Genomic DNA, 13,105 nt, shown 5'->3' with positions numbered 1-13,105 from the left:
GGCGAGCTTCCACTATTGCGCATACTGGGTGTGGGTACTCATCGTGGCCGCTCTGCGACCAACTGGTGCTCTGGTGGAGTCCCACTCCGGGCTCAGGGAGAGGAAGATCGAGCGTCCTTCACCGAGAGGGCCTGACGCGACGACCTGGTGATGGAGAGCAATATCTGTTGGCACTATTGCATCCTCGAGAATCAGGTACAAGACGAATGCCCCCCATCCTTTGGGTGGAGTGGTGAGGCGTGCCCTGAACGAGGAGGGGGCATCGTACCAGATTTGACGAAGGCCCCAGGGGGTCAGCGCAGCGACAAGTTCGTCTCCCGTGAGAGTGAGGCCACGATTGGTTGTTACTTCCCATGTCTTCCCGCGGCGACGAATACTGGTTACCTCGTGTCGCAGCAGCACTGTGCCCCCGTAACGCTCGATCGTGGATACCAGGGTCCGGGCGATTCCCCCAACGCCACCAGCCACTTCCACCACGCCGCGATTAGGGAGGTCGAGTGCTGCGGCAGCGTAGAGTGCGTAAATCTCGTGCGACGTCGCCTGAGCCGCGATGAGGAGCTGCGCGTCAATGAACCGTCGGAATGTTGCATCGGCTGGCAAGCGATAGACGACGGGACGGAAGAGATCGGCGAGAAGCCGTGGGGAGGGGCGTGCTTGCAGGATCCACTGACCAACGGTCCCGAGCAGCTCCCGGAGTGACCAGAGACGGCGAGGATGGAGTTCCGGGAGTCTGAGGGCGAAATCCCAGAGCTGCGATGCTGTCCTTTCTTGCCAATGCCAGAACGGTAGGCTTTGCGGAAAGAGCGAGCCATAGACGTCCCACCGACGCTCATCACCCCAGCGCGGGACCATCGGGCCATCAAGCAAATGAACAACCATGGCGGGCTCGAGTGGTCGAACCGGCCAGGTGCTGACACCGGCGGCCCGACCCAGAAGTTGCATTGGCCCACCGGGGAGAAAACCAGCCGTGAGCGTTGCACCGGCATCGAACCAGTGCCCTTGGTAGCGGAAGGTTGCTGCGCAGCCCCCAGGATAGACGTGCGCTTCAAGGACGGTCACGGGGAACCCTGCATGGGCCAGCGCTGCGGCAGTGCTCAGCCCGGCGATTCCCGCCCCAATGATGAGAATATGCGGCTGAGAATATGCGGCGTCGTTCCCATCTGGTAAGGCTCCCTTGCCGCAATGTCAGTGCCGCTCATCGACCTGTGAGGACGCCCTGGAACCACTCGAGAGCGCGTTGGCGGGCGACTTCATAGGTGACGATTGGTCTTGGATAGTCGCGTCCAATCTGGCAACCGATCGCTCTTTGGAGCTGGTCTGGCATCCGCCAGGGAGCGAACAGGTAGTCATGGGGGACGTTACGAAGCTCGGGGAGCCACTGGCGAGTCCAGGAGCCAGAGGGATCGAAGAGTTCACCTTGGCGAATCGGGTTGAAGATACGGAAGTACGGGGCAACGTCGGTCCCAGTGCCAGCTGACCACTGCCAGCCACCGACATTGGCAGCGAGATCGCCGTCAATCAACTGCTGTCGGAAGTATCGTTCCCCGTGTCTCCAATCGACCAGGAGGAGTTTGGAGAGAAAGTTGGCGACGAGCATCCGCGCACGATTGCTGATCCATCCCTCCGCAGCCAATTGTCGCATCGCAGCATCAATGACGGGATAGCCGGTTACACCGTCGCGCCATGCGCCAAACAGTGGTTCCTGGCCTGGCCACGGAACGTGCCGAAACGGTTCCCGCATGCTTCTATAAACGCTCTCGGGGTATGCCGCCAGAAGGTGCTGATAGAACTCACGCCAAAGGAGCTCGTTGAGCCACGCGCGTACGCCGGAAGCCGCTTCCGCCTCATTCAGCAATACGGCTGCTCGGGACCAGGCCTCGCGTACGCTCACAAGCCCGAATCGGAAGTAGGGTGAGAGCTGCGAGCTTCCGCTTCCGTCGAGACGGTCGCGGTCGCTTGCATAGCGGGCGATATCACGCTGAAGGAAGGCATCGAGACGTCTGCGTGCTGCTGCTTCACCGGGGGGAAAACGGGTCGGCACAGCGGTGGGAGCGTTTGGGAGTGGGTCGCTCACCACGTTGGGAAGCGGTGGTAAGTGTTCCGGTGCCGGGATGAGATCGGCTGCCGATGGTTGAGGGAGGCGCCACCAGGCGCGAGCGAACTGCGAGAACACCGTGTAGGGGCGCCCCTCTGGCGTCAGAACGGTCCCCGGCGGATGGATGGTCAGGCCACAAACCAATCGAAGCGGTACCGTCTCGGCGAGTGCCATATCGCGTCTTCGGGCGTACGGAGTCACGTCGGCCTCGGCAACGACGAGGCGAGCACCGACCTCGCGAACCACGGCCGGAATGACGATTCGCGGATCACCGATGCGAACAACGAGGCGGCTGCCGCGCTGTTGGAGGTCACTGTCAAGGCTACGGAGCGAGGCCAGTAAGAAGGCAATGCGCCGATCGCTCTTGAGTGGTGCCTGGATGAGCGACGGGTCGATCACGAAAAGCGGGAGAACCGGCGCACCTTCGGAGAGTGCGACACGGAGGGCATGATTGTCGTGGAGACGTAGGTCTCGACGAATCCACCAGATGGCTGCTGTCATGGTTGCGTTTTCCGTTCGTGTGTCGCAAGTCAATGCAGAGCAAGAAAGCTGCACAGCTCACTCGCTATAAGCCCCAAAATCAGTAATGAATACTGACGACTGAGCCGATATTCAGGAAATTCCAGAACCACTCGGCGTCACTATTCTGGAGACCAACGCAACCGTTCGATGTAAAGCCACCAAACTGTGAGGGCGGAGTCCAGTAGTTCCCGTGGAGAGCATAGCCCCCCGACTTAAAGTATTGGGTGAACTGCACGTTCGTCAGGTAGTAGTAGCCCGGCGATCCCGGTGGAATGCCCACGGTGGCAGCGTCCATCGTCTCGTTGCGGACCCGGTAGAAAATCTGGAAGACCCCAACAGGTGTTTTGCCATCACGTCCCGCGGTGATGATAGCGACGTAGACCGGCCGGTCGCCGTCATAGGCGACGGCGTAAAAGGAACGGAGACTGACGTCGACCCAGCGGCCGCCGAAGCGCCGTGGCGGGACGTCCGGGACGAGTGGTTCCACCCAGGCGGCGGCGACGTAGCGGCCGTCACCGACTTCATACCAGATCGGATTACCCTCAACTGGATCGCCGAGGGTGAGACCTCGGATCGGCACCGGGTGGCGAGCGTACGTCCAGGCGAGGATCGGGGCGCTGTTCCTGGGTGCACTGCGGATCGCCAAGGTCGTCGCGGTCACTCGGCCAAAGACCGCTCCCTCATCGGTTGCCACGGCCCGCGACCATCGGTAGTCCAGGAGCTGTGATGGCGCCTCGATCGCGTCCGAGCGTTTGGGGACTGGACTGGTATCGACACCGCGTGCCTGCGCATACTGCGCACCGAGCCGACCGAGGAGCACTTCGAACGGTGTGCCCTTGTTTTCTGGGTGGTACTCAAAGCGCGCTCGTTCGAAGTACTGAACGGTATAGTACTGTCCTGTATCAGGATTCCATTCGGCAAATTCCTCCGAAATTGGGTAGCCGAACGTGTACAGGCCGCCGTTCGCTTCCCAATACGCTTTGAAGCCGTACGCAAGGGTGTGTCCGGTTTCCGGGAAGTATCGCCGCTGCGGATCGGTGTTGGCGATCTGTGGGTCGATCTGGATCGGACGGAAAGCCATCTCCTGACGCCGGGATTCCGTCAGCCAGTTTCCAAGAAGGGTCGCCAGCACGACATATCGGGTGCCCTGATGTTGTGGATGGTACTCGAAACGAGCACGCTCAAAGTACTGGACCACTAAGCCATCCTGTGTAAAAGGCTCGGTAATGGGAAAGCCAAAGGTCATCAGACCGCCATTACTTATCCAGGCCCATAGGAAGTCACCGCTCAGGTGGTGGCCCGTCTGGGGGAAGTACAGAACGAGTTGATGCCAGTCGGCAGCAGCAGCGGGTCGGGTTGTTGGCGCAGTGAATGAGACCAGAAACAACACGAGAAGTGCCACCGAGCTGGAGACCAGGCGACGAGGCATACGGAATCCCTTCCCTACCCTGTTGGAGGCCAACCAGGAGATCCCCTGACCTCCCTCTACTAGTCTAACGCAGTATTGTGCCGATCGGTTCCATCTCGTTTAGGAAGGGGCAGTGAACTCGCGGAGCTGCGCCGCGTACTGGTTGGTCGTCCACTGAATAATGCCCAGGTTTGGGCTGAACCAAAGCGTACTGTTGAGATAGGAGAGGACGAGCGTTGGCGGGTCACTGGACTGCACCGTGAGTCGCCAGGCAGGCACGACGCCATAGGGAGTACTGACGAGCGTCTGTTCGTCGACCTGGACACGGAGCGCCAGGGTATGTGCAGTTACCCGTGTCGAGAGATAGGTGACGCTCGTTTCTCGGACGGTCCCCTCAATGAGGTCGCCGGCGCCAAACAAACGCAAGGCTGGCCAGAAGACAACCGTCTCAATGAAGGTACCCGCGCGGGTGAAGCGTTCCCACCCGCAAAGCGCGATCCCGTTCTCCGTGACTGCCCAGTATGTGATCCAGCGGCTCGAACCGCGGAGTTCCTCACGAACAACCAGCTCCGAACCGGCAATGAAGCTCCTGTTCGGCCCACTGACCAGCCAAGTCTCATCAAGGCGACTACTCGATGCGAAGACTGCCCGTGTCCCTGGCTGCATACCGAAGTACCCAGCGCTCGGGTGGACGCGAACCGTTGGCGTCAACTGGTAACGCCACCGCCAGTAGTGCTGGCCAATATTTCCCATTTCCACCTGCCAGCCGGGGGGATTACTCGGGGTATACGTGAGGATACGGCGCTCAAACGGCTGAACCAGTACCCATGTGGGCTCGCCGCGGAGACGCACCTGAACCCAAAAGGGGTCGGCAATCGGATAGCCAAGCACAAAGAGCCAGTCGAAGAGCGGATCGACGAGCGTGGGCGCACCGTCTTGCCAGACAAGTCCAGGCTGTGTCATGAAGGCCCAGAATACTTGTGGGATGTTGTACCCAACCGGAGTGCCGACCGGGCCAGTGTAGGAAACATACCGGACCAACGCTACTCCGGGATCGCTCGCTGCCTCTGACCGCTCCCGCCAGCCTTCCGGTGTGAGCCAACTCGTTGCTGCTTGACCGGTTCGATCTGGTTGCGTTCGATCAACAACGGTTGCCAGATCAGCATAGGTAGGAAACGGATTGTCGGGATCGCCGGCGATTGGGATGCGAGCCCCAGAGCCGGCATTCAGGAACAGCTCGTCCCCGAGCTGGATTGTGCCACTGACCAGTTCGCGGGTGAGCAGTCCGCCGGTGACATACCAGGGGGAGGACGGGTCACCGGCGGGTCGCGTCAACTCCATGCGTCCCTTGTCAAAGTATTGGACGAGACGGGCACGTTGTGGCGACTCTTGATACCGCTCGGTCAACGCGCCACTCAGCGGTGCTGGCCCCCAGATCCAGGAGCGCTCTGTGACTCCCGCGGCAACTGGGCGATCGACGTATTCCCAGCGTGCCGCGAAAGCGGGATCGGCAAAGAGCGGCTCAGCACGTGCTGGGAGAGGGGGAACGCTCGGCTGGCCGAGCACGCCGACCAGAATGAGAAGGACCAACCATCGCAAGGAGCGGCTGTGCACCATCTCCTCCTTCACACCCAGACTTGTAGCCCATCGTGCGCCAAGGAGACACCAGCTGGGAGTCGCTCGCTCCATTCGATATGGACGACCTCGTGGCTCACGTGAGTGAAATAGGTTTGTCTTGGCCGAAGTTCCTCGACAATGACTAAAGCTTCCGCCAAACTCAGATGCGTCGGGTGCGGCCGGTCGCGAAGCGCGTTCAGCACCAGAACCTCGACGCCACGCAGCAGCGCGAGCGATGCGGGCGGTATCGTTTTCGCGTCAGTGACGTAGGCGAGCGGCCCACAGCGGAATCCGTAAACCGTCCAGCCGCCATGCAGAACTGGTACCGGAATAATGTGGTAGCCGAAGAGCTCGAAGGGACCGTCGAACTCATGCAAACGCAAGTCTGGTTTCCCGCCGTAGAATGGCAATGGATCGCTAAATGCGTATCCGAAGCGCGTGCGGAGTTCACGCGCTGTTGTCGGGTCGGCGTAGACTGGCAACGGGGCTTGCGCCAGGTAGTTGAACTGGCGGAGATCGTCGAATCCTCCGACATGGTCGGCGTGAGCGTGGGTGAACAAGACTGCGTCAACGCGGGTCAATCCAGTGGCGAGAGCCTGGAGCCGGAGCTCCGGCGCGGTATCGATGAGGATATTCCGTTCACCGAGATGCAGGACGACCGAACAGCGTGTCCGTCGGTCGCGCGGGTCAGCCGACGTACAGGCGCGGCAGTGGCAACCGATCACCGGTATTCCGTTCGAGGTTCCCGTTCCCAGAAACGTCAGTCCCAGCACAGTCATTGTCTCACTTGCCGGTCCCCGTTTCCGTCGAGGTTGTGGCTCGCGAAGGACCAGCCTCCCGTCCGGACCGGTACCGATGATACTCGTTTTCTCTCTCGATACTGTCGATCGTTTTGATGAGCGCGGTGGAGTGGCCGCGACTGTAGGATTGGGGCATGAATCATCGCTGTCTCAAGTGGCTGAGGCGGGAGAAGGTCATACCGCGAGAGGGCGCAGTGCGTGGCTCCGATAGTGCACTGCCATCCTGGTTCAACCACGTGCTCGACCTTGTGGTGCGTGTTCCGGTCGAGGGTCTGGCCTGGGATGAGCTTGCGGTTCTCGTGCAGCAGGCACTGACAGCTGATCTGGTTCGTCTCTGGACTTACCGCCCCGAGGAGGGGCTTCGTCTCCTTGCACAGCGGGGTGAAGCGACTGCACCTCCCAAAGACGTGACCCGTCCAGCTCCGTCCGGCTTTGAGCGTTTGTCACCATGGACACTTGTCACTGGCCCGCTCGTTGGCACATCGTGGGAAGCGGTGCTCGGCCAAGGGGATCAAACTGAGCTCTCGCGGGACAGGATCGCGCAGGTCCTCGTGCTGCCGCTTCATACTGGTGGGCGTGTCGTTGGTCGTGTAGATGTCGGCCGCCGACGCGCGCTGGCGTTCACTGAGCCGGACCGTGCGCATGCAACGCTTCTGGCTGGTCTGCTCGGTCTTCTCATCGGCCAATTGGTCAGCTGTTCAGAACCCAGCGCATCCGAACGAGCGGCGCGCCTTCTCCGTGACGCACTCGCCACGGCCACCAGCGCACGGGAGGCGATTGTGTGTCTCCTCGAGGCAGTGCGCTGGCGAAGTCGTGCCGAGGCGATGGTGCTTGTGCGCTGGACGGGTGAGGAGCGGGCAGAGCTCGTGGCGGGCGTTGGTGCCCCGGGAGTACAGCCGGACCCAGCCGCTATCGCGAGTACGCGCGTCGCAATGATCCTCCGCGGGGTGCTTCTACAGGGGCGAGCTCAGGAGTGGCGTGACAGGACGATCGTCGGTCTACTCTTTCCGACTGGTGTCTCCTCTGCCCTCGCGGTGCCACTTCCAGAACATGGCGAAATGACACGGGGGCTCATTCTCGCTGCCTGGCGTGAGAGCGATGCGGAAGGTGAGGAGGAGGCACGTGCGCTGTTGGCGACACTCGGAGCGAACTTGATGACGCTTCTCGTTCTGGTCAATGAGGAAGAGCAACTTTCTGGTGCTCGCGCACACGCTCAGTGGGTAGAAGAGGTTGCAGGAGCACTTGTCGAGCAGGGTGAACCAGGAGCGGTGGCTCGTGCAGTTTGGTATCTGCTTGTTGGACGCTTTTCGGTCTCCGCGGTCGGGCTGGCCCTCCGCCGAGGTACTGAGCTCACCCTCCTCTGGGTGACGAAGGGGAGACCACACTCGCTCCGCCGGGACGTCGCTGGGGAATCACCTCTTGCTCCGTATCTGACAGCAGGACGAGTGACTCGCCTTGACGCAGAGCAGTGGGAGCGGTGGCGTACGGTCTTGCCGCAGGATCTTCGGCCGGTTAGTGGGCTTGTCGCTCCCTTTCCGCATGGTGAGGGAGCAGTGGTTGTGTTAAGCGAAAGGACATTAGAGTCGGAGATTGAGGGCTGGCTGGAGCGTCTTGCAGCGGCGATCGGCGCGCACACGCAGGCACTCAACCAACGTGTTGATGAGGGTGTGGCCCGTGAGCGCCGGGAACGTGCACTCGTTGACACACTAACTACGGAAGAGCGGGAACGACGGGAACTCGTCGAGGCGATCCATGACCGAGTTCTGCAAGGACTCGCTTCCAGCCTCTATCGGATCGAATTCACTTTGCGGCGAGCTGAACAGCAACCGATCGAACAGACGATGCTCGAACTGGAACAGGTCCGTGATCTCCTGGCAGATCAGATTGCGACGTTACGCGATACAATCTTCCGGCTCCGGCCAGCATCGTTGGACCATTTGGGCCTCGTGGCTGCGCTGCGTGACTATTTCTCGCAGCTCAAACGCACACGGGGGCTCGATGTGGAGTTCTTAGGCGAGCTGCGTGAGCGGCCTGCACCGGACATTGAAGCACAACTCTATCGTATTGCGCAGATCGTGATCGAGCAGGCGCGGCTGCCAGCTGGGATCAGCCGGCTTGCCATTCGATTGCGACAGCGGCGGGATGGGGCAGTGCTGCTTGTGCTCGCCGATGACGGGCCGTGGGTGGGGCAGGAGATGTGGGAACGTCTACCTGGAATCGCGCTAGCCGAGGAATGGGTGCGCCTGAGCGGAGGAACGATGCAAGCCACAGGTTTAGCGGATGGCGGGACTGCAGTGGCAATCACAGTGCCAGCTCGTCGCGAATGAACCTGATCAGGGAATAGGACAATCCGGTGATGACAAATGGGCGGGTGGTGGGGTTGAATGGAGCAGGGCTTGGGCTGTCCCTGAGCACGACCAGAGCAGGTAAGCGGGAGCGAGAGATGGCAGGCGAGCAGCGGATTCGGGTGCTCATCGTGGACGATCATGATCTCTTCCGTGAAGGGCTACGACAACTCATCGAGAGTGACGGGACGATCGAGGTGGTTGGAGAGGCGGCGAACGGCCAAGAAGCCTTACGGCTCGTCGCCGAGCTCCAGCCGGATGTGGTACTCATGGACATTAACATGCCGGGTATGGATGGTATCCGGGCCACGGAGGCGATTGTCCAACAGCACCGTCACGTGCACGTCATCATGCTCACGATGTACGACGACGAGGAGTATGTGCTCCATGCAATCCGTGCTGGTGCACGAAGCTATCTCGTCAAAAACAGCAAACCAGAGGAGCTGCTCCGCGCGATCCATGTCGCGGCCGAAGGTGGAGCCACGATCGACCCCGAACTCGCGCCGATCCTGATGCGTGAGTATCAGCGCCTGCTCGCCAAAGCACCGACACGAGGTCAGGAGCTTTCGGATCGTGAGTTGACGATGTTGCGGCTCCTGGCCCAGGGATACAACAACCGCCAGATTGCCGATGCGTTGAACTTGGCCGAAAGCACAGTGAAGAACAACCTTTCGGCGCTCTTCCAAAAGCTCGGTGTCCGTGATCGCACCCAGGCGGTCATTTACGCGATCTCGCATGGCCTCGTCCCGCGCCCGACGGACGTCCCGCGGCGGTAGAGATCTAGCGCCTGGCGAGTGGATATGGCAGAGTAAGAGTGGCGCCACCGGGGAACGGTGGCGTTCGCTGTTACGGATGGATGGGTGGGAGGCGAGCAGGGATGGAGCGGCTTCCTCTGAGCGGTGTCCGCGTTGTTGATCTCACGCGTGTGATGGCTGGCCCATACTGCACAATGCTGCTCGGTGATCTCGGTGCAGATGTCATCAAGATCGAGCGACCGGGTGCGGGTGATGATACCCGGGCCTGGGGCCCGCCGTTCATCGATGGCGTGAGTGCGTACTATCTCTCGGTCAACCGCAACAAGCGCAGCATCACGCTCGATCTCAAGCATTCAGCGGGGCAAGAGGTCTTTTGGCGGCTTGTGGACCAGGCTGACGTTGTCGTCGAGAATTTCAGCCCTGGGACTGTCGATCGGCTGGGTATTGGATATCAGGCGGTGCGCGGTCGGCGGCCCCAGATCATCTATTGCTCGATTTCTGGCTTTGGGCAGACTGGCCCGGGCAAGGATCGTACAGCATATGACCTCATTGTCCAAGGCATGTCGGGCCTCATGAGCGTGACTGGTTTTCCTGATGGAGAGCCGGTTCGCTTCGGCGTGCCGATCGCTGATATCGCTGCGGGTATGTTCGCTGCGCTCGCGATCGTCGCGGCGCTCTATCATCGGGCGCAAACCGGCGAGGGCCAGTACATCGACACGTCGATGCTTGGTGGCCAGGTAGCTCTCCTGACGTATCAGGCTGGGATCTACTTTGCAACTGGAGAAGTGCCGAAGCGCACCGGGAATGCGCATCCAATTGTCGCGCCCTACCAGACCTTTCGAAGCGCTGATGGTCACGTGAACATCGCTGCAGGAAACGATGCCATCTTCACGCGCATGTGCCGGGCGTTGGGGCTGGAGGACTTACTTGACGATCCGCGATTTGCTTCCAATGCTGGTCGAATCACGAATCTGCCTGAACTCGTTGAGCGCATCGAGGCGGTGACGCGTACTCTGACGACAGCCGAGATTGTTGCCCGCCTTGATGCGGTGCAAGTTCCGTGTGGGCCAATCTACACCGTGCCAGAGGTCTTTGCCGACCCGCAAGTCCAGCACCTGGAGCTCGTTCAGCGCATCCCGCACCCGACTCTCGGGGCAGTGGATCAGACAGGTTTCCCCTGGCGGTTCTCGCGAACACCCGCGGCGATCCGTCGGCATCCACCGCTGCTCGGCGAGCACACCGATGAGGTCCTGCAGGATCTCGGCTACACCAGTGATCAGATCGCGGCGATGCGCCAGGTGGGAGCGATCTAGTCGGTGGCAACGAGTTCGTGCCACGGCCGCCAACCGAGACGATCTCGCCACCGTTCGAGCGCCTGACACACTGCCTCCCCCAGGAGTAAGGCCAGAAGGGCGTTCCCGAGGGCGCGTGTGCCGTCGAAAAGGAGTGAGGTGGTGAGATAAAAGCGGGCATAGGCGTGAAGGGTTTCACTGAGCGACATTCCTGGCGTCCAGTAGAGCCCACCACTTTCGGTGGCACCCGGCGCGGTGAACGGCCAGAACCAGAGGTTCATCAGTGCGCCGAAGAGGAAGCCCCAGAAGGCGCCAAACGCAGCCAGCCAGAATCGCCGGGCCCTTCCTGAACGCCGTGGTAACCATCCGGCTGTGGCACCCATCCATCCAGCAGAGAGCATTTGAAAGGGTAACCATGGGCCTATCCCACCGGTGAGGGCAGCCGAGATCAACAATGTCAGCGAGCCCATTAAAAAGCCGAATCGTGTGCCAAAGATGTAGCCGCTCGCGATGATCAACAGAAAGATTGGGCTTGCACCGATCAGACTGGGAATGAACCGCAAAACGGAGTCGATCGCAACGAGTGCCGCCAGCAGGGCGACCGCACGTGAGCGTTCCGTCTGGGCGCAGTGCTCATCGGTCAGCTGCGTGAGAAGCACAACGAGTGAGGTGATCGCAAGGAGCGCGAAGAGCAAGATTATTTCAACACCACGTTGCTGTGGGACTTCCAAACCGAGTGCCGCGAGCAAGAAAGGATAGAGGAAAGCGACAATTCCACCGATAGTGGCAAGTGCAAGGCTCACATGACTCGTGAGGGTTGCCACGCGACTCATACCGACGGAAAGAGCTGCACAGGCCGAAGCGGTGCGGCGTGCCGCTGGGGATCCAGAACGCAGCGCTCGGGGTGAAAGAGTGCGGCAAGAATTTCGACGCCGTGTATCACACGTGGTCCAGGACGACTGAAGAAGTTCGATGCGTCGACAGCCCAAACTGCGTCCCGGATGACGGCCGGTGTCAGGCGCAGTGCCGGATGCCCGAGCAGTTCGCTGCTCAGCCGCCGTGTTTTCTCAAGATCGTAACCACAGGGCATTGCCACAAGGATATCCGGGGCTGCTTCAGCCACGCGTTCCCACGTGACCGTGAAGGAGGGACGTCCGGGGATGCCGAGCACGTCTACACCGCCAGCGTGCGCGACCATCTCTGGGACCCAGTGGCCGGCGACGATCGGCGGATCGAGCCACTCTAAGCAAACAACACGGGGTCGGGTTGCTGGCTCACCAACGCGCTCTGCAATCCACGCGAGCCGCCGCTGGAGTGCGGTGACCACTGCATGCGCAGTGTGCGAGCGATCAGTGGCGGCTCCGACCGTGAGGATCGAATCAAAGATCTCTCGAAGAGTCGTTGGCTCGACGGAGACAACGCGCGGTGGTCGTGGAAGTGTGGTGGCGAGTTGGCAGACGTCGTCAACCGAGACGGCACAGACCGGGCAGAGCGCTTGGGTAAGAATCAGATCGGGCTCGAGCGCTCGAAGGAGCGCAGTATCGAGTTCATAGAGGGGGAGTCCAGCGGCAACGCGTTCTCGCACGGCGGCGTCGATCTCCGCTTGACTCAGTCCAGGCGGAAGTAGGCTGCGCGTGACGCGCGGCTTGGAGCGTACAGCAGGCGGATAGTCACACTCATGCGTGACGGCAACGAGTTGGTCGGCGAGGCCGAGTGCCCAAACGATCTCGGTCAAGCTCGGGAGCAGCGAAACGATGCGCACTGGCACGCATCCTCGTCGTTCACGCGGTCGACGCACCGGAGGCGTTGTGAGGAACCATCTCGTCCTCAGCGGACGGAGGCTCCGGGGCGAGCCACCGTTCTCCGTACTCGCGCAATTGCTCAATGACTGGTAGCGCTGCCCGTCCCTTCTCCGTCAGTGCATACTCCACACGTGGCGGAACCTCGGCATACGCATGCCGCGTTACAAGCCCCTCCGCCTCCAGATAGCGCAGCCTTTGGGACAAGACAGCGGGACTAATCCCGGTGCCGATCAGGAGCTCCTGAAACCGGCGGTTCCCTTGTGCCAGTTCGCGCAGGATCAACAGTACCCAGTGGTCGCCGAGTAGACGTGCCGCGCGAGCGATCGGGCAAGTCGCTTCTTGATGAGTGTCGCGTCGCATCGTTCATCCTCACTTCGTCATTGTACCGTATGAGGATCAGAGAGACGTGTCCGCTGTAGCTCAACACCCGCAGCAAAGTGTTGAACAGCCGAACGCAATACCATGCTCG

The 13,105-nt window shown here is 61.0% G+C and carries 11 protein-coding genes; 3 read left to right on the top strand and 8 right to left on the bottom strand.

The genetic code is table 11. From position 1 onward, the window contains the following. Positions 1-12: 12 nt before the first annotated feature. From NET03_RS01655 to NET03_RS01635, 5 genes are all read right to left on the bottom strand, one after another. Positions 13-1,119 (bottom strand): phytoene desaturase family protein, encoded by a 1,107-nt coding sequence (locus tag NET03_RS01655; protein WP_353655765.1) that lies wholly within the window; start codon positions 1,117-1,119, stop codon positions 13-15. Positions 1,120-1,195: 76 nt separating this feature from the next. Beyond that, complete coding sequence (locus NET03_RS01650; RefSeq protein WP_252127150.1) at positions 1,196-2,596, bottom strand: cryptochrome/photolyase family protein; 1,401 nt, start codon at positions 2,594-2,596, stop codon at positions 1,196-1,198. Positions 2,597-2,675: 79 nt separating this feature from the next. Then, on the bottom strand, positions 2,676-4,046 hold the full coding sequence (locus tag NET03_RS01645) for a L,D-transpeptidase family protein (protein ID WP_252127149.1): 1,371 nt from the start codon (positions 4,044-4,046) through the stop codon (positions 2,676-2,678). A gap of 99 nt (positions 4,047-4,145) precedes the next feature. Beyond that, complete coding sequence (locus NET03_RS01640) at positions 4,146-5,642, bottom strand: hypothetical protein (protein WP_252127148.1); 1,497 nt, start codon at positions 5,640-5,642, stop codon at positions 4,146-4,148. Positions 5,643-5,650: 8 nt separating this feature from the next. Further along, the gene (locus tag NET03_RS01635; protein ID WP_252127147.1) at positions 5,651-6,421 is read right to left on the bottom strand and encodes an MBL fold metallo-hydrolase; all 771 of its coding nucleotides are present in this window, start codon (positions 6,419-6,421) and stop codon (positions 5,651-5,653) included. A 155-nt stretch (positions 6,422-6,576) separates the two neighbouring features. On the opposite strand from NET03_RS01635, the gene NET03_RS01630 reads away from it, so the two are divergent. The 3 genes from NET03_RS01630 (at position 6,577) to NET03_RS01620 (ending at position 10,855) form a co-directional block, all read left to right on the top strand. Beyond that, complete coding sequence (locus tag NET03_RS01630) at positions 6,577-8,769, top strand: sensor histidine kinase (protein WP_252127146.1); 2,193 nt, start codon at positions 6,577-6,579, stop codon at positions 8,767-8,769. 116 nt (positions 8,770-8,885) lie between these two features. Continuing rightward, positions 8,886-9,563 carry a response regulator gene (locus tag NET03_RS01625; RefSeq protein WP_252127145.1) on the top strand — a complete coding sequence of 226 codons (678 nt, stop codon included), beginning with the start codon at positions 8,886-8,888 and terminating at the stop codon, positions 9,561-9,563. A gap of 101 nt (positions 9,564-9,664) precedes the next feature. Continuing rightward, positions 9,665-10,855 (top strand): CaiB/BaiF CoA transferase family protein, encoded by a 1,191-nt coding sequence (locus NET03_RS01620; protein WP_252127144.1) that lies wholly within the window; start codon positions 9,665-9,667, stop codon positions 10,853-10,855. Here the strand turns inward: NET03_RS01620 and NET03_RS01615 are convergent. From NET03_RS01615 to NET03_RS01605, 3 genes are read right to left on the bottom strand one after another with little or no spacing between them, the layout of a single operon-like run. Then, the gene (locus tag NET03_RS01615; protein ID WP_252127143.1) at positions 10,852-11,658 is read right to left on the bottom strand and encodes an ECF transporter S component; all 807 of its coding nucleotides are present in this window, start codon (positions 11,656-11,658) and stop codon (positions 10,852-10,854) included. The two genes, NET03_RS01620 and NET03_RS01615, sit on opposite strands and share 4 nt — an antisense overlap. Positions 11,659-11,663: 5 nt before the next feature. Next, positions 11,664-12,596 carry a BtuF-related (seleno)protein gene (locus NET03_RS01610; RefSeq protein WP_252127142.1) on the bottom strand — a complete coding sequence of 311 codons (933 nt, stop codon included), beginning with the start codon at positions 12,594-12,596 and terminating at the stop codon, positions 11,664-11,666. 19 nt (positions 12,597-12,615) lie between these two features. Next, positions 12,616-12,996, bottom strand: a complete 381-nt coding sequence (locus tag NET03_RS01605; RefSeq protein ID WP_252127141.1) for a winged helix-turn-helix transcriptional regulator — start codon at positions 12,994-12,996, stop codon at positions 12,616-12,618. Positions 12,997-13,105 lie beyond the last annotated feature (109 nt).

Origin of the sequence: Thermomicrobium sp. CFH 73360 (assembly GCF_023806465.1) — a bacterium.
In the GTDB taxonomy this organism is placed as follows: domain Bacteria; phylum Chloroflexota; class Chloroflexia; order Thermomicrobiales; family Thermomicrobiaceae; genus Thermomicrobium.
Note: the sequence above shows the minus strand (reverse complement) of the source record. Positions and strands in the feature narration are given on the sequence as shown.